Here is a 21,022-nt window from a genome sequence, read left to right as displayed (position 1 = left end):
AACCTGTAATCCCGAGCAAGCCGATCGCGTAATCTGACCCCGAACGAGCGGCACCGGCAGCCATGTTGAACAAGGAGCTATTGGATGGTCCTGAGGCGCGAACCCACGGCGCGTCAGCTGCGCCTGGGAGTCGAGTTGCGCAGACTCCGCGAAGGGGCAGGACTCACCGCCATCGAGGCAGCAGCACTGCTGGGGGCGAATCGCGTCCAGATGAGCCACATCGAAAACGGACTCGCGGGCGTGAGCGAGCAACGACTCCGCCGCCTCGCATCCCACTACGCCTGTATGGACGAGGAGTTCATCGACGCCTTGGTCGCGATGGCCACCGACCGAACGCGCGGCTGGTGGGAGGAGTACCGGGGGCTGCTGCCCACGTCCTTCCTGGACTTGTCGGAGCTGGATCACCACGCCGTTTTCCAGCACGAGGTAGCCGTCCTGTACGTACCTGGCCTGTTGCAGACCGAGGACTACGCTCGCGCCGTTTTCTCCGGCCGCGTTCCCGAACTAACGCACGATGAACTTGAGTTGCGCGTCGGCCACCGAATGAGACGTCAGCAGCTCTCCATCCCGTACGAGCTGGTGATCCACGAGTCGGCCCTACGCATCAGGGTCAGCGACCGTGCCGCCGCCCGTGCTCAACTCGCCAAACTCGTGGAGCGCTCCGAAGCGGACCACGTCACCGTACGCGCCATCCCCTTCGATCTGGATGGCTTCGCCAGAGCCGCCAGCACCATGACGTACGTGGGTGGCTCCGTACCCAAACTGGACACGGTGGTGCGTGACGTACCCCATGGCTCAGCCTTCATCGACTCTGAAGGACAGCTCAGCGTCTTTCGAACGCGCTTCCGTAAGGTGGAAGCCGTATCACTCGACCCCTCACGGTCGCGTGACTTCATGAACCGGTTGGCGAAAGAGCTGTGAGGTACCCCATGGGCAACTGGCGGAAGTCGTCCTATTCCGGCCCCGACGACGGCAACAACTGCGTGGAAATAGCCATCCCTGAAACCTGGCGCAAGTCGTCGCACTCCGGCGGCGGCGACGGCAACGAGTGCGTAGAACTCGCCAACGCCCCCACCCACACAGCCATCCGCGACTCCAAGGCCCCGACCACCCGCACCCTCACCTTCCCTGCCTCCGCCTATACCCCTTTCATCGACTCCCTCAAGTCGCCCACACGCCAAGCCGATTCCGGCCTCTGAACCCTCACGCCCCAGCCGGGTTCTTCCTCCGCCACTGCCACCACGACAGCGCACTGGCCCGATGGTCGTGCTCGAAACCGGGGCCGAGGGGACCCACCCGGTCGATCGCGTCATCGGTGCGCGGATCTTCGCGCAGGGCGAGACCGTAGGCGGTTTCCAGGCGCACGATTTGGTCGTCGTGATCGAGCAGCGCCACCAACGCGTCGGCCACAGCGGGCGTGCGGATTCGGGAGTTGGCGAGCATCACCGCCGCCATGCCCCGCGCGTCCGCGTCCGGGTCCTCGGCCGGGAAAAGCAGCGCCCGGGTGATCTCCGGGAGAAGGTCATCGTCTGTCATGCCCGCCTCGCACGCCCTGATCCGTACCCGGGCGTCCGGGTCACGGGTGAGGGTGAGCAACGCGGCCCTGGCCGCAGGGGTGAGCGGGACGCCGTGCGTCGAGAGGGCGTAGGGCACTTCACGGCGTACGCGGGGATCGGGATGGTCGGCATAGCGGAGCCCGATGGCCTCATGGCCCGGAAACTCGTCCTCGGCGTAGATCTCCAGCACCTTCGCGAGCGTCCCGCCGTCGGTCTCCTCCGCCGCCCAGGCAGCCAGGAATTGAGCCTCCTGCTTCCTGTAGGACGAGTCCCCGGCACACACGACCGCCCGCACATACAGGTAGTCGAGCACGAAACGCCGGTTCACCGGGGCGGAGTCGTGGCGGTGGGCCACCACTGCCGACCAAGTCTCGAAGCTGCTCCGCCTGGTGAGGGTCCAGCGGACGGCCGTCCAGTTCACATGGTCCTCGTCGGGCGGGTCGACGGCACGGGCGATCAACTCGTCGACCGGCGTCAGGATGCGGAAGGCCCACTCCAGCAAGGTGAGGACGGCCCCATGCCCGGCCCGTACGGCGAGCCCGCCGAGCGAGAGCTGATCGACCCAGTCGTACTCGCCGTCCTGTACCCGGACTGTCGCCTCCGGACCCGGTGCGCCCGTCCTGCGCCGCAACTCCTCGGCCGCACCCGTCCCGTACCAGCCCCGCGCCAGAGTGAGCAGCCGTTCCCGGGCCTCCTCCGGCAGCCGCAGCCGGGGCTCTTCTCCCAGCACCGCCGAGAAGACCGCCGGGGAACCTCCATCGACGGCACGCCACAGAGGCGTCGTCCCGTCTGGCAACACCCGGTCAGGGTCCGCCCCGCCCCACACCAACTTCTCCGCGACCGCTGCGTCGTACGCCGCGACAGCCAAACACAGGACGGGCAGGCAGTCCGCGTCCGCATCCACCGTGTTCGGGTCGGCGCCCTCCTCCAACAGAACCCGCACCGCCTCGGCGTCCCCTGCCCGAACCGCCGACCTGAGCCGACTGTCGAGTGCTTCCTCCGCTTCCTCCGTCATCCCCCGCCCAATTCCTCAGAAGTCCCGCACAAGGCACGAACAAAGCGCGCCAAAAGCCCCGCCGCTCGAAAGCGACGGGGCCTTTGGTACTGCATAACATGGGAATTGTGGAGATGGCGGGAATCGAACCCGCGTCCAACGGTGCGGAATCAGGGCTTCTCCGTGTGCAGTTCGCTGTGCTTTTCTCGGCCCCGGCAATCACGCGAACAAGTCGCCGACGGGCCCAGTCACTGTTAGATTTCCCTCTTCACCCCGTGACCGGGATCAAGGTTTAGTCCCCTAGCTGATGCCAGGATCCGGGTCGGGAACACTCCCGGGCTGACACTCCCATTAGTGCGGAGCAGACTCGTCGCTACCTGAAATCAGGCGGCGAGAGAGAACTGCTGCGCGGAAGAATCGCTGTTAGAATTGGCGATTATTTTTTTCGGCCTGTGGTTTACGAGATCATGGCCGCTTTCTCGACACGCTTCACCTGCTTCGACATCCGCTGTCGAAACCGATCATCCCCATGTTGTTTTTTCAATCCCTCCGAGGAGGGGGTTGCGCCCTCGGTGAGGCGCAGTTGCCATCGTACGTGACCAACGCGCGCGCGTGCCACCAATATTCCGCCCGCCTGTCGCGCCGCCGGTCGGGCCGCCGCGCGGTACTACGCGTGCTGCTGCTTGCGCTTCACCGCCGAGACCGCCCGGTCCGTCTCGCGACGGTCCTGCTTCTCCCGCAGCGTCTGCCGCTTGTCGTACTCCTTCTTGCCTCGTGCCAGCGCGATCTCGACCTTCGCCCGGCCGTCCTTGAAGTACAGGGCGAGGGGCACGATCGCGTGACCCGACTCCTGCGTCTTCGACTCCAGTTTCTCGATCTCCGCGCGGTGCAGCAGCAGCTTCCGCTTGCGCCGGGCGCTGTGGTTGGTCCAGGTGCCCTGGCTGTACTCCGGCACGTGCACGTTGTGCAGCCACGCCTCGTTCCCGTCGAGCTGCACGAAGCCGTCGACGAGCGAGGCCCGCCCCTGACGCAGCGACTTCACCTCGGTACCGGTGAGGACCAGACCGGCCTCGTAGGTGTCGATGATGGCGTAGTCGTGGCGCGCCTTCTTGTTCTGGGCGATCAGCTTGCGCCCTGTTTCCTTAGCCATAGTGCCGCCATTTTCGCACTAGGAGGGCGCTGGAGGGAAAGTCGATTACCAGAGGGACCGGGTGGGGACCACAAGAGGACTACGAGCGGACCACGCGCGGACTACGAAGGATCGCCCAGCCCGCTCAGTACGGTCTCCGCCTGCTCCAGTGCTCCCTGGTCAGCGTCGAGGTCGGGCGTGAGGCCCACGCCGTCGACGCTGCGCCCCGCCGGGGTGCGGTAGTGGCCGACGGTCAGCTCGGCGACAGAGCCGTCGGGCAGCCTGCTCGGCATCTGCACCGAGCCCTTGCCGAAGGTCCTGGAGCCCACGACGACCGCCCGGCCACGGTCCTGGAGTGCGCCGGTGAGCAGCTCGGCCGCGCTCATCGTGCCGCCGTCGACGAGCGCGACCAGCGGCCTGGTGGTGTCGCCGCCCGGATCGGCGTGCAGGGCGCGCTGCTCGCCGTTGACGTCGTACGTGGCGACGAGGCCGCCGTCGAGGAAGGCGGAGGCGGCGGTGACGGCCTCGGTGACCAGCCCGCCGGAGTTGCCGCGCAGGTCGAGAATGATCCCGGCGCCGGCCGGGGCCGCCCGTACCGCGCCGCGCACCACGTCGCCGACCCCCTTGGTGAAGGCGGCGACCCGGATGACGGTGACCTTGCTCGCGGCGACCTGCCGTACCGTCGCGGAGTCCGTGGAGAGCTGTGCCCGGCGTACGGTCTCGCTCCACGCGCGCGTGCCGCGTTCCAGCCCGAGCCGGACGGTCGTACCGGCGGCGGCGTCCTGTGCGTCACCGCGGAGCAAAGAGACGACCTCGGTGACCGGCCGCCCGTCGACCGCGTGGCCGTCCACACTGCGCAACCGGTCCCCGCTACGGATCCCGGCGACGGCCGCGGGAGACCCGGACCGCACCTTGGTGACCTCGATACGGCCGTCCCGCTCGCGCCGGGCCCACAGCCCGACGCCCGTGTACCGGCCGTCGAGGGCCTCTTCGAGCTCCTCGTAGTCCCCCGGGGAGTACACCGCTCCCCAGCGGTCCCCGCTGCGGCTGACGGCGCGCTCGGCGGCTTCCATGGGGGACTTGCCGTCGGCCATGGCGTCCGCGGCAGCGGCGGCGACGGCGTCCTCGTTGTGCCCGGCGGGGGCGGCGGAGCGGGCCGTGTCCGGGAGGGCGGACTTCCGTTCGGTGGGCTCGGGGAGCGAGCCGGTGGCCGCGCCGGCGACCAGGACGCTGGCGAAGAGCAACGTCAGAGCCGCCCCGCGGCCTGCGCGGCGGGGCTGTGTGAACAGGTCGCGGCCCGACATGCCGGTGAGTCTAGGACAAGGCGAAGGGCCGTACGGTCGGATGTCCGAACGGCCCCCTTGGCATGCGTCACACCTTCAGGTACTTGCGCAACGCGAAGAACGCGGCCAACGCGGGCATCAGCACGCTCGCGGCGAGGATCAGCGGCAGCTTCGTCAGTACGGAGTCCCAGCCCAGGAAAGTGATCAGGTTGAGCTTCGAGGACAGGGCCATGCCGTGGTCGATGGTGAAGTACCGGCCCAGGATCAGGAAGACACAGGCCAGCCCACCGCCGATCGCACCGGCGACGGCGGCCTCCATGATGAACGGCGCCTGGATGTAGAAGCCGGACGCGCCGACCAGCCGCATGATCCCCGTCTCACGCCGACGGCTGAACGCCGAGACACGCACCGTGTTGACGATCAGCAGGAGGGCGACGATCAGCATCAGCGCCATCACCCCGAGCGCCGCCCGGTTCATCAGGTTCAGCAGCTCGAAGAGGTTGTCAAGGATGCCTTTCTGGTCCTGCACGGACTGCACCCCGTCGCGCCCGTCGAACGCGGTCGCGATGACCTGGTACTTCTCCGGGTCCTTGAGCTTGATCCGGTACGACTCCTGCATCTGGTCCGGGGTGAGCGAACTGGCCAGCGGGGAGTCGCCGAACTGCTCCTTGTAGTGCTTGTAGGCCTCGTCCGCGGACTCGTAGGTGACCGCCTGCACGACCGAGTCCATCTTCTTCAGATCGGCGAGGATCTGCTTCTTCTGGTCGGTGGTCACCGCGCCCTTGGCACAGTTCGGGTCGGACTCGGCGTCGCTCTTGTTGCAGAGGAACACCGAGACGTTGACCTTGTCGTACCAGTAGCCCTTCATCGAGCTGACCTGGTCGCTCATCAGGAGCGACCCGCCGAACAGGGCGAGTGACAGGGCTACGGAGACGATGACGGCGAACGTCATCGTCAGATTGCGACGGAGACCGACACCGATCTCCGACAGTACGAACTGGGCACGCATGGCGAGCTCAAGCCTTTCCGGGAACTCCGAGGACCGTCGGCGTCACTGACACCAGTGACCGCCAGTGACAGTGACCGTCAGTGCTGGTAGCCGTAGACGCCGCGCGCCTGGTCGCGGACGAGACGGCCCTTCTCCAGCTCGATGACGCGCTTGCGCATCTGGTCGACGATGTTCTGGTCGTGCGTCGCCATCACCACGGTCGTGCCCGTCCGGTTGATCCGGTCGAGCAGCTTCATGATGCCGACGGAGGTCTGCGGGTCGAGGTTGCCGGTCGGCTCGTCGGCGATCAGCAGCTTGGGCCGGTTCACGAAGGCCCGCGCGATGGCGACACGCTGCTGTTCACCACCGGACAGCTCACCGGGCATCCGCTCCTCCTTGCCGCCGAGGCCGACGAGGTCGAGCACCTGGGGCACGGACTTGCGGATCTCGCCCTTCGACTTGCCGATGACCTCCTGCGCGAAGGCGACGTTCTCGGCGACCGTCTTGTTCGGCAGCAGCCGGAAGTCCTGGAACACCGTCCCCAGCTGACGCCGCATCTGCGGCACCTTCCAGTTGGAGAGGCGCGCGAGGTCCTTGCCCAGGACGTGCACCTGACCGTGGCTGGCGCGCTCCTCGCGGAGGATCAGTCGCAGGAAGGTGGACTTTCCGGAGCCGGAGGACCCGACGAGGAAGATGAACTCACCCTTCTCCACCTCCAGGGTGACATCCCGGAGGGCGGGGTGGCTCTGCTTGGGGTAGAGCTTGGAGACGCTGTCGAATCGGATCACGGATACACCACGGACCATCGGGGGCAGGTGACCGTGACCATACGCGAACCGAGCACGGGAGCGCAGGCGTGGGAGTGCTTTGCACAAGGGTTGTGCCCTTTTATGCCGGTCGTGAGCGACCTCACACACTCGCCCGACCTCGACTGACCCGGGGAAGCGCTGGGCAGAATAAGGCGAGCCGCGCCGAAATCCGCGGAACCTGGCACAGTGGAGCGTGGAGTGGGGAACGGTTGCGTCCCCGGAAGCGTTGTGTACGTAGAAGCGGCGCAAGGAGGGCAAGGCGCATGACGTACGACCGACTGGTGTGCGCGAACTGCGCGGCGCCCGTGAACGAGGGACGCTGTCGCGTCTGCCGGGCCAGCCGTCAGCGGTTGCAGGATGACGGTCAGTTCGGCGGACTCAACCCGATGGCCCTGATCGCACTGCTGGCGCTGCTGATCGCGGCACTGGCGCTGGTGGCGCACCAGACCGCATAGCCCGACCACAGCACCACAACACAGCCTGGCAACACGCGTAAGGGCCCGGAGCACGAAGCTCCGGGCCCTTACTCGTGCGCACTGCTACTGGGTACTGCCAGGCACTACGGGTACTACAGGTACTACTAGGCTGCTGCGCCGCCACGGCCGCCCACGAGGCGCGGGAGAACGCGGAAGGCGATACCGCCGGCGATCATGGTGGCGGCACCGATGATCAGGAAGCCCGTCTCGGCGGCACCGGTCTCGGCGAGCTCGTCGCCCGAGCCCTGGGCCGAGGTGTCGGAGCCCGTGTCGGTGAGGGCCGAGGAGCCCTCTTCCTGGACGGAGGTGTTGGAGCCGCCGTCGGTGTCGGTGTTGCTGCCACCGTCGGTGTCATCGCCACCGGTGTCCGTCCCGCTGCCGTCGTCGGTCGAGTCGTCGGACGGCGTCGCGGTCGGGTCCTCCTCGGTGGGCTCGCTCGGCTCGGTGGAGGGCTCCTCGGGCTCCGAGGTCTCCGGGTCGGCCGTGGTGGGCGCCGGCTCCTCGGGCTGCGAGGTCTCGGGGTCGGCCGTGGTGGGCGCCGGGTCGGTCGGGATCTCGGTCACGGGATCGGTCGGCTCGTCCGTAACGCAGAGCTCGACCACGCAATCGTCGCCGTCCGTGGCGGAGGCTATGCCCGCGGCGGTGAAGGACGCACCGGCGGCGATCACCGCTCCGGCCGCGATCCGCGCGATCCGGACCCGCGTCTTGTTCGTCATATGGCTGCTACCCCCATGTAGCTAATTCATCAGTGGAGCCGCGCTCGGGGCCGTGATCGACAGGGGCGGCAGTGCGCACCCCCGGTTCACATGCGCCCCAGAGATTCGCATGCCGAGCCTCACCATTCCGATTTTCCAAGAGCACGTCAAGGTCGTTGCGCGCGCAATGTCCCCTTACTCCTCGCTTGCCGCACATCAGACCCTGTGAGTGTGATGTAAAACCCAGCCGCCCCCCGACGCAAAGCAACCGCCGCCCGATGGGCGACGGTTGCTTTGTCGACAAGGCGTCCTACGGACACGCTCGTGCGCGCCCTGCGGAGTTCTACTTCTCCTGCTGCTTGCGCCAGCGAATTCCGGCTTCGAGGAATCCGTCGATCTCACCGTTGAACACGGCCTCGGGGTTGCCGACTTCGAACTCCGTCCGGAGGTCCTTGACCATCTGGTAGGGGTGCAGGACGTACGAACGCATCTGGTTTCCCCAGGAGTTGCCGCCGTCGCCCTTGAGGGCGTTCATCTTGGCCTGCTCCTCCTGACGGCGCCGGTCGAGGAGCTTGGCCTGGAGGACGTTCATCGCGCTCGCCTTGTTCTGGATCTGCGAACGCTCGTTCTGGCAGGAGACGACGATGCCGGTGGGAAGGTGGGTCAGGCGCACCGCGGAGTCGGTGGTGTTGACGCCCTGGCCGCCGGGACCGGACGACCGGTAGACGTCCACCCGCAGTTCGGACTCGTCGATCTCGATGTGATCGGTCGTCTCCACGACGGGCAGGATCTCCACCCCGGCGAACGAGGTCTGCCGGCGTCCCTGGTTGTCGAAGGGCGAGATGCGTACGAGGCGATGCGTGCCCTGCTCGACGGACAGCGTCCCGTAGGCGTACGGGATCTGGACGGCGAAGGTGGTCGACTTGATGCCGGCCTCTTCGGCGTACGACGTCTCGTAGATCTCGGTCTTGTAGCCCTTCTGCTCGGCCCACCGCAGGTACATGCGCTGCAGCTTCTCGGCGAAGTCGGCGGCGTCGACGCCACCGGCCTCCGCGCGGATGTTGACGAGGGCCTCACGGGCGTCGTACTCGCCGGAGAGGAGGGTACGGACCTCCATCTCGTCGAGGGCCTTCTTGACGGAGGTCATCTCCGTCTCGGCCTCGGCGCGGGTGTCCGGGTCGTCCTCCTCCTCGGCCATCTCGAAGAGCACGCTCAGATCGTCGATCCGCCCGCGCAGCGTCTCGGCCTTCCTCACCTCCGCCTGGAGGTGGGAGAGCTTGCTGGTGATCTTCTGCGCTTCCTCCGGGTCGTCCCACAGGGACGGCGCTGCCGCCTGCTCCTCGAGCACGGCGACATCTGCCCTCAGCTTGTCGAGGTCCAGGACGGCCTCGATCGACTCCATGGTCGAGGAGAGGGACTTGAGCTCTTCGGATACATCGACGACTGCCACGACACCAGCGTAACGGCTCCGCCGAGCGGCCGGATTTCGGTCTTGCCCGGAGGGTGAGAGGCGAGGTCGAGGCAGTGCAGGCCGTGTTTCCCACCTACCCGCCCGTTTGCTGCATCTGTCCAGCGCGGGCGACACCCCTCTGGCCTCGGCCCGCGTTCCCAGCCCGTCCGGCGTTTGAGGACGAGCGCGTTCAGCGCGAAGGCAGGTCCGGAGGCCCAGCCCTCAGGGGGCTCACGGTGACGCCGGTGACGAGTTACCCGTCTCCTGGGGGGTCGCCCCGGCGTCGTCGCCCGACAGTGCGACCCACGTACCGATCCCCACCGCCGCCACCAGCACCACCGAAGCCGCCCCCAGCGTCACCCTGCGCCGCCGCGCCGAAGCCCGGTGCCGCGCCGAGCCGGGCCGCGGGGCGCCCACGGGACGCGGCACGCGGGCCGTGCCCAGCGCCCCGCCCGCCAGCTCGTCCGGCCCGGGCACCCGCATCGACGTGTGCGTGTCCCGGTTCGAGTCCGGCTTCGCACCCCGCACCAGCGGCACCGCACCCCGCCGTACCCGCTCCCCTGTCGGCACGGCCACCTCGTCGTACGACTCGTCCCGCGAACCCTGCCCCTGGCCGTGCCCGGACTGCTCCTCGTCCTCCGAGTCCGGCTCGTCGACGTCCAGCGGCGGCATCCCCACCAGCAAGGGCAACTGCTCACGCAGCCGCGCCCCCAGCTCCGACGCCCGCAGCCGCGACGCCGGTGCCTTCGCCAGGCACTGCACGAGCAGCTGCCACAGCTCCTCGGGGATACCGGGGAGGGGGACCACCGTCTCCGTCACGTGCCGGCGCAGCACCGCGCCCGGGTGGCCGCCGCCGAAGGGCGTGAAGCCGGCCAGCAGCTCGTACAGGACCGTCGCCAGTGCGTAGATGTCGACCGCCGCGCGCGGGGGCAGGCCCTCGACGATCTCCGGCGCCAGATAGTCAGGCGTGCCGATGATCTTCGTGGCCCGGGTCCGCCGCGGTGAGTCGATGAGTTTCGCGACGCCGAAGTCGGTCAGGAGGGCGGGGTGCGCGCCGCCGGGGCCCAGGGGGCCCTGCATGTCCAGCAGGACGTTCTCCGGCTTCACGTCGCGGTGCACGACCCCGGCGGCGTGCGCGGCGGACAGCCCGTCCGCGACGTCGGCCACTATCGCGACCGCGGCCTCGGGAGCGAGCCTGCGCTCGCGGTCGAGCCGGGTACGCAGGTCCGTACCGCGCACCAGGTCCATGACGAGCGCGAGGTCGTTCCCGTCGACCACCAGGTCCCGTACGGACACGATGTTCGGATGCTCGAGCCCGAGCAGGGCGGTCCGCTCCTGCACGAAGCGTCCGACGAGCTCCTGGTCCGACGCCAGGTCCTCGCGCAACAGCTTGACGGCGACGGGACCCTCGGGTCCCTCGCCCAGCCACACCGTGCCGGCGCTGCCCCGCCCCAGGATCTGGTTGGCGGTGTACCGGCTGCCGATCTTCCGTGCCAAGACTGCTCCTACAGACGCGTGTTGCCGACGCTGCGCCGATCCGGGGGACTCCCTCGGGACCCTCACCCGACAAGACCTCGACCTCAGCCGACAAAGCTACGCGTCCGGAGCCGCAACCTTCACCGCCGGGACGGAAATCACCCGCCAGGTGTCGACAAATCCCCAGAGTCGCACCGGAATCGCGGCCGGAGCACCGCCCACCTGATCCTCAAATGCCCCGGCTACGACCTGATTGGGCGGACCGTCTCCCCGTAACCGGAAAACCGCCGCGCCCAACCGGAAATCCTCCGCGCTACTGGTTCTGCTGGCGCGACACCCACTCGCTGACCTCGTCGTACCAGTCGCCGATCTGCTCGAAGAACCCCTTCGTCGTCCCGATCCACTCCTGCAGCGGGGTCAGTTCCCAGATCAGCCAGGCGGCGACGAACAGGACGACGATCGTGAACAGGCACCCCTTGAGGCAGCCGAGCCCCGGGATCTTCATCCGGTTGGCGCTGCGCTGCCGGGGTTCCCTCGGCTCCCTCGGCGGCCGGCTCTCGGGCTGCTGAGGGCGCTGGGGCGCGGGGGCGGGCGGCGCGTACCGCTGGGGCTGCTGCTGGGGCTGGCGGTGCTGGGGCGGCGGCGCGTACTGCTGGTGCTGGGGCTGCCCGCCCTGCCCCGGACCCTGACCCGATCCCTGTGGATAGCCGTAGCCGGGCTGGGGCTGCTGCTGGTACGGCTGTTGCTGCGGCGGCCGACCCGGCTGCCGCTGGGGCCGACGGCGCAGAGGGTCCTCGCCGGGGTCCAGGTACTGGACCTGCGTCTGCTCGTTGCGGTCGCGGGCGGCGCGCAGCTGGTTCTGCCAGGGATGCGGTTCCTCGGGCCCTCCGGAACCGCCGGGGCCGCCGGGGCCGCCGGGGCCGCCGGGCTGGTTCTGCGGCACGGACGGCAGGACGGCCGTGGGGTCCGCGGCACCGGCAGCGCCCATCGCCCCCACGGCTCCGGGCCCGCCGGTGTGCGGGAGCACGCTGGTGGCGGCGTTCGGGTCGTACGCTCCCGCCGCGCCCGCGCCGTACGGCAGCACCTGCGTCGGGTCGCCCGAACCGGGCACCGCGGTCGGCGTCGGATCCGGAGCGAGCAGGTGGACGACTCCGTCGGCCGCCGCGATCTGCATCGAGTTGGAGTGGACGCCGATGCCCTCGGCGACGACGCGCAGCCCGCGCGCGAGGTTCTCGGCGCTGGGGCGTTCGTCCGGGTTCTTGCGCAGGCAGCGCTCGATGACCGTCCACAGGGGTTCGGGCACGGTGGAGGGGCGGCGCGGCTCGGCGGTGAGGTGCTGGTGCAGCACTTCGAGGGCGGACCCCCCACCGAACGGCGGACGGCCGGTGACCAGCTCGTACATCAGGATGCCGGCGCCGTAGATGTCGACGGCGGAGGTCTGCGGACGGCCTTCGGCGGACTCCGGGGCGACGTACGCGGGCGTGCCGACGAACTCGTGGGTGCGGGTGAGACCCGGGGAGTCGGCGAGGCGGGCGATGCCGAAGTCGGTGAGCATCGGGTGCATCCGGCCGTTGTCCTGCATGAGCAGGACGTTGGCCGGCTTCAGGTCCCGGTGTACGACACCGTCGGCGTGACTGACGGCCAGCGCGTCGGCGATCTGGGCGGTGAGGAGGGCGGCGGCGACCGGTGTGAAGGGGCCGTTCTCCCGGAGGTACCGGTGCAGGTCGGGCCCGTCGATGAGGTCCATGACCAGCGCCAGCAGATCGCCCTCGACGACCAGGTCCCGTACCCGGACGATGTTCGGGTGGCTCAGCCGCAGCAGCACGGACCGCTCGCGCAGGAAGCGCATCACGATGTCCGGGTCGTTGGCGAGCTCCTCCTTGAGAACCTTGATCGCCACGGTTTCGCCGGGCTGGCCTGCCACGGCCGCCTCGGCTCCCGCGGTCTCCCGCTGGCGGGCACGCCAGACAGTGCCTGTGGCGCCGCGTCCCAGCGGCTCCTCAAGGAGGTACTTGCTCCCTACCGGCCGCACGTCATGGCTCCCTTACGTACGTACATCCCGTACACGGTGTTTCCGACCCACTCTAGTGCCGCGCCCCCAGGACACCCTGGGCGACGACCGTCCTCCACAGACGGCTACGTACGGCTCCCTTCGCGCGTTCGACGGAAAGCCGTCGGAAAGTGTCCACGGCAGGTCGACGGCAAGTCGTCGGAAATCGGAAAGTCGGCGGGAAAGACGTCTCGATCGGTCCCCTCGGTTGCCGAATCCCGAACGTGACCGATCTCAAATCGATTACCAAACCGATCCCAAACGGACAGTCGTCGGTCACTGGTCAGGCATTTTTGCGGGCAGAGGCGACCATTCAAGATCACTTATGGGTGGGGGGCGGGCGCGTTGTCAGTGGCAGGTGCGAGGATGCCTCCAGTACTGGCCTACGTGCTCGTGTGTGGTGGGGGAAGTCCGCGGTGGTGGGACCCGTGGCGTGGCTTCGTCCTCCTTTCCGGGTGTCCGTGCAGAAGGGACCGCTGACGGCGATGCAGATCCGGCTGACCGTCGTAGACCCGCTGGGCCCGCCCTCGGAGCCGTGGGCGCGCGCCGCGAGCTGCGACGTACTGGTCACCGCTCCCGCCGGCACGGCGCTCGCCGCGGTCGCCTCGGCCCTGGCGTCGGTGGTCGCGGGCGACAGGACTCCGTCCCCGCCCGAGCGCGGCCCGGGCCGCGAGAGCGGCGGCCCGGTGGTGCTGTACGCGGGCGACCAGCGCCTCGACACCCAGCGCTGCACCCTCGGCGAGCCCCCGCTGGTCGACGGCGCGGTGCTCGCCCTGGGCACCCCCGCCGAGCCGGAGCCGCACCCCGAGGCGGACGAGGTGGCCGCCCAGCTGCACGTGGTCGCGGGACCGGACGCGGGCGGGGTCCATCTCCTGCACGGCGGCCAGATCACCATCGGCCGCTCCGCCGACGCCGACGTCCCGCTGGACGACCCGGACGTGTCCCGGCTGCACTGCGCGGTCACGGTCGCGGAGGACGGCCGCATAGGGGTGGCGGACCTCGGCTCCACGAACGGTACGACGCTGTCCGGCACCCGCCTCGGCACCCGCCCGGTCCGCCTCGCGCCCGGCGCGCTGCTGCGCATCGGCGAGTCGGCCCTACGGCTGACGCCGCCCGGGGACGCGGGCGCACGCGTGACCACGACCCCGGACGGCGAGGGGCACGTGCGCGTGAGCGTCGCCGAAGGGCACACGAAGGCCTCGGAGCGGACGGCGGACGGGTCGGAGAACACCGAGACCACGCAGGACACCCACAACAGGCGCCCCTCCCCGGCCGCATCCCCGTCCGGTCCGTCCCGGGTGCCTCCCGCGCGCGTGCAGCCCGGCGGCATGGCGAAGCCGCCCTCCGGGGAGACCCATCACGCCTACGGTTCGGCGAGTTGGGGAGCGGCCGGGGGCGTCCCCGAGTCGCGTGGTGCGCCGAGTCCGGCGGAGGCGGAGCAGCCGCTCGTCCCGGGGCAGGGCCGGGCACCGAGGATCGAGAACCGCGGGCCCGCGGGCCCGGTGGGTACGGCCAGGCCGTCGAGCGGCGGCGGGGACACCCACGGCGCCGGGTTCTCCCTGACGGGACCGATGTCCGGGGCTGCGGCGGTACCCCGGGAACGCGCTCAGGACGAGGCGGACGCGGAGGCCTCCGCAGGCAGCGGGCGCAAGGGGACACCTCTCCGGGGGACGGACGCCCCGCAGGGTGTGCGCAGGCGCGGTGGGCTCTCCAAGTGGGCCCGCCGGCTGACCGGCGGGCGCGCGGACGAGGAGACGAACGAGGGCGAGGCGTACGACGACGAGGGGCCGGTGTCCGACCCGACGGCCCCTGAGTTCGCGGACGCCGCGCCGCAGGCCCCGGAGAGCTGGCCCGACCCGGCGGCGCTGCTGCTCACGGCCCTGGGCCCCGGCCCCCGGCTCTGGGAGCGCGGCCCCAGGCACCCGGAAGCACTCACGGTCCGGCTCGGTACGGCGGACCGCGCGGCCCCCGACGGCTCGGGGCTGCTGCCCGCCGTACCGGTGACCGCCGGGCTGCGTGAGGTCGGGGCACTCGGACTGGCGGGCCCCCGCGCGCGGCTCGCGGGGCTGGCCCGCGCGGTGGTGGCCCAGCTGACGGCGCTGCACTCCCCCGAGGCTCTGGAAATCGTCCTGATCAGCACGGACCGCTCGCGCACCCCCGAGGAGCGCGCCGCCGAGTGGTCCTGGCTCGGCTGGCTCCCGCATCTGCGCCCCGGGCACGGCCAGGACTGCCGTCTCCTCGTCGCCTACGACCGCGAACAGGCCACGGCCCGCACCGACGAACTCCTGCGGCGTCTGGAGGACCACGACACGGAGGCGGCGGCGAAGAGCCTCGCCTCGGGTTGCGGAGAACCGGCCCGGAGTGCCCAGGACGACCGGGGAGCGGACCGGCGGCCCTCCTGGGCCCGGGACGACGACCCCGCCGGCTCGACAGACGGTTTCGCGGGTCCGTACACCGTGGTCGTGGTGGACGGGGACCCGGGCGGTGCCGCGGTCCGGGAGGCCGTCGCGCGGCTGGCGCAGGAGGGACCGCGGGCCGGGATCCACCTCGTGTGTCTCGCGGAGACGGAGGCGGCGTCGCCCGCGTCACCGGTGACGGAGACGTACGAGGCGGCGTGCGCGGCCTCGCCGCCGTTCCATGAGTGCGGGGCGGTGGCGCTGCTCAGCGGTGACGTGGCCACGGCGCTGCACGTGATGCGGGTGGCACGGGCCGGAGTGACCGCACCTGGGCGGACCGGCTCCCCCGACACCGGCACCGACTTCGCCGACGCGGCGGTCCGGACGCCCGCCGGGAGCGCCGGGCTGGTCGGGCAGGGCTCCGTCGCCGCCGTGGACGCCGTGTCCCTGGCCTGGGCCGAACGGTTCGCGCGGGCGCTGGCTCCGCTGCGCACCGACGGTGCCGCCGGCGGCCGGCAGCAGCGTGTCTCCGCGCCCTTGCCACAAGCGGCGCGGCTGCTCGACGAGTTGGGGCTCGCCCGGGCCACCCCGGCGTCCCTGATGGCCCGTTGGGCGGACGCTGCCGACGACAAGGAGACGCTCGGCGGCCGGGCCTGGGCGGTCCTGGGCGCCGGTCCGCGCGGACCCGTCGGCGTGGACCTCGCGGCCGAGGGACCCCATCTGCTGATCGAGGGACCGCCCGGCAGCGGTCGTACGGAGTTGCTGCGGGCGGTCGTCGCGTCGCTGGCCGCCGCCGAGCGGCCCGACCGGCTGGGCATAGTCCTGATGGACGGCCGGGACGGCAATGGTGGGAGCAACGGCGGCGGTGGTGGCGCTCAGCACGGAGAAGGGCTGCGGGTGTGCACCGACCTTCCGCATGTCACCACTCACCTCACGGCCAACGACCCGGTCCGTATGCGGGAGTTCGCCCAGTCGCTCAGCGCCGAACTGAAGCGGCGGGCCGAGTTGCTCGGGCGGGTCGGTTTCGGCGAGTGGCACACCGGGCGCGAACTGTCCGGCCGGATCGGGCCGCAGAGGTCGGGATCGGGGTCGGGGTCCAAGTCGGCCACTCACGGTTCGGTGGGCGCGGGGGCGGGCGAAGGGGCCGGGGATCTCGATTCGCCGCCCAGTTCGACGATGCGGTTGCGGCCGGCGGCGAGTCGGCAGCGTACGGAGACACCGCCCCTGGCTCGTCTCGTGGTGGTCGTGGACGACCTGGACGCGTTGGTGTCGCCGGCTCTGGGATCGCCGGGGCGGCCGTCGGCGGGGTCCGTGGTGCGGGCGTTGGAGGCGGTGGCCCGGGAGGGCGAGCGGCTCGGAGTGCATCTGGTGGCCGCGGCGGGCGTCGGTGGGCGTACGGCGGAGACGGAACTGGCCCGGGGGGCCGCGCTGCGGGTCCTGCTGGACGCGCCGGCGCCGGGGCCGGACGAACCCGCGGCCGGGCGGGGGCGGTTGAGCGGGGCGGACGGGCGGGGGATCCCCTTCCAGGGCGGTCGGGTGACGGGGCGTATCCCCCGTACGGCGACGCTGCGGCCGACGGTCGCCGCGCTGGACTGGCAGCGGATGGGGGATCCGCCGACGCGTCGGCCGGTGCGTGAACTGGGCAACGGGCCAACGGACCTGGCGCTGTTGGCGAGCGCGTTGGAGCGGGCGGCGCGGTCGGTGTCCGCGACAGAGGTGCCGTCACTGTTGTGACCGGGGGCGTTTCTCGCCCCCGCCGCCCCTACCCGTCCCGTCCTCGGGGGCTGTGCCCCGAGGACCCCTTCGCGCTGGGGGTGCCTGGGACCGCGCTGAAGTGACAGCGGGTCAGGCGGATGGGAAGGCCATTCGAGGGCACCCGGCAAACAGACCGAGACGGGTGGGTGTGTGGGAAAACAAAGGACACGACGCGGTCACGATCAGCCACTTGACACCGCAGGCGTACTTGCCGACCCCCACGACCCGGCGTAGACCGGAGCCCACGGGACAGCGCCGAGCACGTTCAACGCCGAACGACGAACGGGGCACACATGCGCAGCATGCTACGTACACGCACCCTTACCGCCCTCTCCGCCACAGCCCTCGCCCTCACCCTCACCTCCTGCGGCTCCAGCGACGACAGCCCGAGTGACAAAGGCACCGACGCCGGCACGGGCACCGGCGGTGACACCTCCGCCTCCGTCGAACTCCCCAAGCTCGACGGCCAGACCTTAGAGGTCGCCGCCGTCTGGACGGGCCCCGAGCAGGAGAACTTCACCAAGGTCCTCAAGGAGTTCGAGAAGCGCACCGGCGCGAAGGTCAACTTCGTACCGACCGGCAACAACACCTCCACGTTCCTCGGTACGAAGATCCAGGGCGGCAAGCCCCCGGACGTCGCGTTCCTGCCGCAGGTCGGCGTACTGCACCAGTTCGCCGAGAAGGGCTGGCTCCAGCCGCTCGGCGCGGACGCGCAGGCCCAGCTCGACAAGAACTTCGACGCCGGCTGGAAGGAACTCGGCGCCTTCGAGGGCAAGCAGTACGGCATCTACGTCAAGGCCGCCAACAAGTCCCTGGTCTGGTACAATACCGCCGCGTTCGAGGCAGCCGGCCTCACCGAGGTTCCCGCCACCTGGAAGGACTTCGTCGCGGCGGCCCAGACCCTCTCCGACGCCGGCTCCCCCGCCGTCTCCGTGGGCGGCGCCGACGGCTGGACCCTCACCGACTGGTTCGAGAACGTCTATCTCTCGCAGGCGGGCCCGGAGAAGTACGACCAGCTCGCCAAGCACGAGATCAAGTGGACCGACCCGTCCGTCAAGGACGCCCTGACCACCCTCGCCGAACTCTGGGGCAAGGACGACCTTCTCGCGGGCGGTCGTTCCGGCGCGCTGGCGACGGAGTTCCCGAAGTCGGTCACCCAGACCTTCACGGGTGACACCCCGGCGGCGATGGTCTTCGAGGGCGACTTCGTGGCCGTCAGCATCAACGCCGACACGAAGGCCAAGATCGGCACGGACGCGAAGGTCTTCCCGTTCCCGGCGGTCGGCGACCAGGCGCCCGTCGTCAGCGGCGGCGACGTCGCCGTGGCGCTGAAGGACGGCGCGGGCGCGCAGGCCCTGCTGACGTTCCTCGGCTCGACCGACGCCGCCGAGATCTGGGCGGCCCAGGGCGGCTTCCTCTCGCCCAGCAAGGCCATGGACCAGTCGGCGTACAAGGACGACGTCACCCGGGACATCGCCAAGGCCCTCATCAAGGCCGGCAACGACTTCCGCTTCGACATGTCCGACCAGGCCCCGGCCGCCTTCGGCGGTACCCAGGGCGTCGGCGAGTGGAAGGACCTCCAGGACTTCCTGAAGAACCCGAAGGACATCGCGGGCACCCAGCAGAAACTAGAGGCCGACGCCGCCAAGGCGTACAAGAACGGCTGACGGCCCCACCATGGAGTCGAAGACAGACACAGACGACACGACGACGCACGACCCGAAGAGAGACAGGGCCAAGAGCGTCACCGGTACCCGCTGGTGGGTGGCAGGCCTGTTCCTGCTGCCCGCCCTGATCCTGCTGGGCTCGCTCGTCGTCTACCCGATCGGCTACTCGGTCTGGCGCAGCCTGTACGACGCCGACGGCTCGGGCTTCGTCGGCCTGGAGAACTACGGCGACATCTTCACGAACGACGCCACGCTGACCGCCGTACGCAACACGGCGATCTGGGTGGCGGTCGCGCCCGCCCTCGTCACCGCGCTCGGTCTGATCTTCGCGGTGCTGACCGAACGGGTGCGCTGGGGTACGGCGTTCAAGCTGATCGTCTTCATGCCGATGGCGATCTCGATGCTCGCGGCGGGCATCATCTTCCGCCTCGTCTACGAGGCGGACCCGGACCAGGGTGTCGCCAACGCGGTCGTGACGTCCGTGCACGACGCCTTCGTGGACGCCTCCGTCTATCCGAAGGCCCGGCCGAACGCCCAGGCCAGCGACCTCAAGGCGTCCGGCGGGGGCTCGTTCACCTCCACCGGAACCGTCAGCCCGGGCACCCCGGCGCTGCTGCCCCTCGTAGGCATCGCGCCCAACAAGCTCCCCGGCACGCCCGAGAACGCGAAGGCGGCCGGCGCCTCCGGTTCCGGGATCAGCGGCACCGTCTGGCTGGACTTCAAGCTCGGCGGTGGCGGTACGAAGGGGCAGGTCGATCCGGGTGAGAAGGCGCTGGAGGGGGTCAAGGTCGAGGCCGTGAAGGACGGGAAGGTCGTCGCCTCGGCGACCAGCGGCGCCGACGGGACCTTCAGTCTGCCCGCCGACGCCGACGGGGCCCAACTGCGCCTGCCCAGCTCGAACTTCGCCGCCGCCTACAGCGGGATCGACTGGCTCGGGCCCACCCTCGTCACCCCGGCGATCATCGGCAGCTACACGTGGATGTGGGCCGGGTTCGCGATGGTGCTCATCGCGGCGGGGCTCGCGGGCGTGGACCGGAATCTGCTGGAGGCGGCGCGGGTCGACGGCGCGAACGAGTGGCAGGTGTTCCGGCGGATCACCGTGCCGCTGCTCGCACCCGTACTGGTCGTCGTTCTCGTCACGCTGATGATCAACGTGATGAAGGTGTTCGACCTCGTCTACATCATCGCCCCGCAACCGAGTCAGGACGACGCCAACGTCCTCGCGCTCCAGTTGTTCCTGTCGTCGTTCGGCGGAGGCGGCAACTACGGCGTCGGCAGCGCGATCGGCGTCATTCTGCTGCTGCTCGTCCTGCCGGTGATGTTCGTCAATCTGCGTCGACTCAGGAAGGAGCGTCAGCGGTGACAGCTCTCGACCCGGCCATCGACCGGCCCCTCGATCCACCCGTCGACCGGCCCGTGCGTGCCAAGCGCTCCTTCCCCGCCCGCGTGGCCGCCGGAGCCGCGGGCGGCGTGATGCGGTTCTTCCTCATCCTCGTCGCGCTCGTCTGGATGGTGCCGACGTTCGGGCTGCTCGTGTCGTCGTTCCGCGACCCGACGGACATCTCCGCCTCCGGGTGGTGGAAGGTGTTCACGGCGCCCGGGCAGCTGACCGCCAAGAGCTACCGGACGCTGCTGGAGAACGACGCGGTCACCGGCTCCCTCCTCAACACCGTCTGGATCACGGTGCCGGCGACGCTCCTGGTCGTCATGATCGGCGCGATGGCCGGATACGCCTTCGCGTGGATGGACTTCAAGGGGCGCGACTGGTGGTTCCTGGGCGTCGTCGCCCTGCTCGTCGTACCCGTGCAGGTGGCGCTGATCCCGCTCTCCGATCTCTTCGGGAAGATCGGGATCTTCGGCGAGATCATCGGGGTGGTGCTGTTCCACGTGGGGTTCGGGCTGCCGTTCGCGATCTTCCTGCTGCGGAACTTCTTCGCGGAGATCCCGCGCGAGCTGCTGGAGGCGGCCCGGCTGGACGGCGCGGGCGAGATGAGGCTGTTCGCGACCGTCGTCATGCCGCTCGCCGCGCCCGCCATCGCGTCCCTGGGGATCTTCCAGTTCCTGTGGGTGTGGAACGACATGCTGGTCGCGCTGGTGTTCTCCGACTCGCAGTCGGAGCCGCTGACGGTCGCACTCCAGACACAGGTACGGCAGTTCGGCAGCAACATCGAGGTGCTGGCGCCGGGCGCGTTCATCTCGATGGTGATTCCGCTGGCTGTGTTCTTCGCGTTCCAGCGGCAGTTCGTGTCGGGGGTGATGGCGGGCGCGGTCAAGTGACCCGGTCGAGTAACGCGATCA

At 70.0% G+C, this 21,022-nt stretch carries 16 protein-coding genes and 1 other RNA gene; 7 read left to right on the top strand and 10 right to left on the bottom strand.

Translation table 11 applies throughout. The annotated features are described in order from the left end of the window. The first annotated feature begins 84 nt into the window (after positions 1 to 84). Together G3I71_RS34830 and G3I71_RS34825 are read left to right on the top strand one after the other, a co-directional pair. A complete protein-coding gene (locus G3I71_RS34830) occupies positions 85 to 921 on the top strand; it encodes a helix-turn-helix transcriptional regulator (RefSeq protein WP_164321074.1) in 837 nt (278 codons plus the stop codon). 8 nt (positions 922 to 929) lie between these two features. Further along, positions 930 to 1,199, top strand: coding sequence for a DUF397 domain-containing protein (locus G3I71_RS34825; RefSeq protein ID WP_164321072.1), 270 nt, complete (start codon positions 930 to 932; stop codon positions 1,197 to 1,199). A 4-nt stretch (positions 1,200 to 1,203) separates the two neighbouring features. On the opposite strand, the gene G3I71_RS34820 is transcribed toward G3I71_RS34825, so the two are convergent. The 6 genes from G3I71_RS34820 to ftsE form a co-directional block, all read right to left on the bottom strand. Then, complete coding sequence (locus G3I71_RS34820) at positions 1,204 to 2,571, bottom strand: hypothetical protein (protein WP_164321070.1); 1,368 nt, start codon at positions 2,569 to 2,571, stop codon at positions 1,204 to 1,206. Between the two features lie 105 nt (positions 2,572 to 2,676). After that, positions 2,677 to 3,079, bottom strand: a transfer-messenger RNA (tmRNA) gene (gene ssrA, locus G3I71_RS34815). A gap of 138 nt (positions 3,080 to 3,217) precedes the next feature. Continuing rightward, positions 3,218 to 3,700 (bottom strand): SsrA-binding protein SmpB, encoded by a 483-nt coding sequence (gene smpB, locus G3I71_RS34810; protein WP_164321068.1) that lies wholly within the window; start codon positions 3,698 to 3,700, stop codon positions 3,218 to 3,220. 101 nt (positions 3,701 to 3,801) lie between these two features. Then, the gene (locus tag G3I71_RS34805) at positions 3,802 to 4,983 is read right to left on the bottom strand and encodes a S41 family peptidase (protein WP_164321066.1); all 1,182 of its coding nucleotides are present in this window, start codon (positions 4,981 to 4,983) and stop codon (positions 3,802 to 3,804) included. Positions 4,984 to 5,050: 67 nt separating this feature from the next. Then, a complete protein-coding gene (gene ftsX / locus G3I71_RS34800; RefSeq protein ID WP_164321064.1) occupies positions 5,051 to 5,971 on the bottom strand; it encodes a permease-like cell division protein FtsX in 921 nt (306 codons plus the stop codon). 77 nt (positions 5,972 to 6,048) lie between these two features. Next, positions 6,049 to 6,738 (bottom strand): cell division ATP-binding protein FtsE, encoded by a 690-nt coding sequence (gene ftsE / locus G3I71_RS34795; RefSeq protein WP_164321062.1) that lies wholly within the window; start codon positions 6,736 to 6,738, stop codon positions 6,049 to 6,051. 284 nt (positions 6,739 to 7,022) lie between these two features. Between ftsE and G3I71_RS34790 the strand changes: the two genes are divergently transcribed. Further along, positions 7,023 to 7,214, top strand: coding sequence for a hypothetical protein (locus G3I71_RS34790; protein ID WP_164321061.1), 192 nt, complete (start codon positions 7,023 to 7,025; stop codon positions 7,212 to 7,214). A gap of 125 nt (positions 7,215 to 7,339) precedes the next feature. On the opposite strand, the gene G3I71_RS34785 is transcribed toward G3I71_RS34790, so the two are convergent. The 4 genes from G3I71_RS34785 to G3I71_RS34770 all read right to left on the bottom strand — a co-directional run bounded on the left by G3I71_RS34785 (position 7,340) and on the right by G3I71_RS34770 (position 12,888). Further along, positions 7,340 to 7,951: a hypothetical protein gene (locus G3I71_RS34785; protein WP_164321059.1), complete on the bottom strand. Its 612-nt coding sequence runs from the start codon at positions 7,949 to 7,951 to the stop codon at positions 7,340 to 7,342. 322 nt (positions 7,952 to 8,273) lie between these two features. Next, complete coding sequence (gene prfB, locus G3I71_RS34780; protein WP_164321057.1) at positions 8,274 to 9,380, bottom strand: peptide chain release factor 2; 1,107 nt, start codon at positions 9,378 to 9,380, stop codon at positions 8,274 to 8,276. Positions 9,381 to 9,611: 231 nt separating this feature from the next. After that, on the bottom strand, positions 9,612 to 10,877 hold the full coding sequence (locus tag G3I71_RS34775; protein ID WP_164321055.1) for a serine/threonine-protein kinase: 1,266 nt from the start codon (positions 10,875 to 10,877) through the stop codon (positions 9,612 to 9,614). A gap of 292 nt (positions 10,878 to 11,169) precedes the next feature. Beyond that, the gene (locus G3I71_RS34770) at positions 11,170 to 12,888 is read right to left on the bottom strand and encodes a serine/threonine-protein kinase (protein ID WP_164321053.1); all 1,719 of its coding nucleotides are present in this window, start codon (positions 12,886 to 12,888) and stop codon (positions 11,170 to 11,172) included. Positions 12,889 to 13,391: 503 nt separating this feature from the next. On the opposite strand from G3I71_RS34770, the gene G3I71_RS34765 reads away from it, so the two are divergent. The 4 genes from G3I71_RS34765 (at position 13,392) to G3I71_RS34750 (ending at position 21,001) form a co-directional block, all read left to right on the top strand. Beyond that, on the top strand, positions 13,392 to 17,036 hold the full coding sequence (locus G3I71_RS34765; protein ID WP_164321169.1) for an FHA domain-containing protein: 3,645 nt from the start codon (positions 13,392 to 13,394) through the stop codon (positions 17,034 to 17,036). Between the two features lie 314 nt (positions 17,037 to 17,350). Continuing rightward, positions 17,351 to 18,724 (top strand): ABC transporter substrate-binding protein, encoded by a 1,374-nt coding sequence (locus G3I71_RS34760; RefSeq protein WP_164321051.1) that lies wholly within the window; start codon positions 17,351 to 17,353, stop codon positions 18,722 to 18,724. A gap of 10 nt (positions 18,725 to 18,734) precedes the next feature. After that, positions 18,735 to 20,087 (top strand): carbohydrate ABC transporter permease, encoded by a 1,353-nt coding sequence (locus G3I71_RS34755; RefSeq protein WP_164321049.1) that lies wholly within the window; start codon positions 18,735 to 18,737, stop codon positions 20,085 to 20,087. Beyond that, complete coding sequence (locus G3I71_RS34750) at positions 20,084 to 21,001, top strand: carbohydrate ABC transporter permease (protein ID WP_343243151.1); 918 nt, start codon at positions 20,084 to 20,086, stop codon at positions 20,999 to 21,001. Before G3I71_RS34755 ends, G3I71_RS34750 begins: the two co-directional genes overlap by 4 nt. Positions 21,002 to 21,022 lie beyond the last annotated feature (21 nt).

The sequence above is a fragment of the Streptomyces sp. SID12501 genome (genome assembly GCF_010550245.1).
In the GTDB taxonomy this organism is placed as follows: domain Bacteria; phylum Actinomycetota; class Actinomycetes; order Streptomycetales; family Streptomycetaceae; genus Streptomyces.
This window is presented reverse-complemented; position numbering and strand designations above follow the sequence as displayed.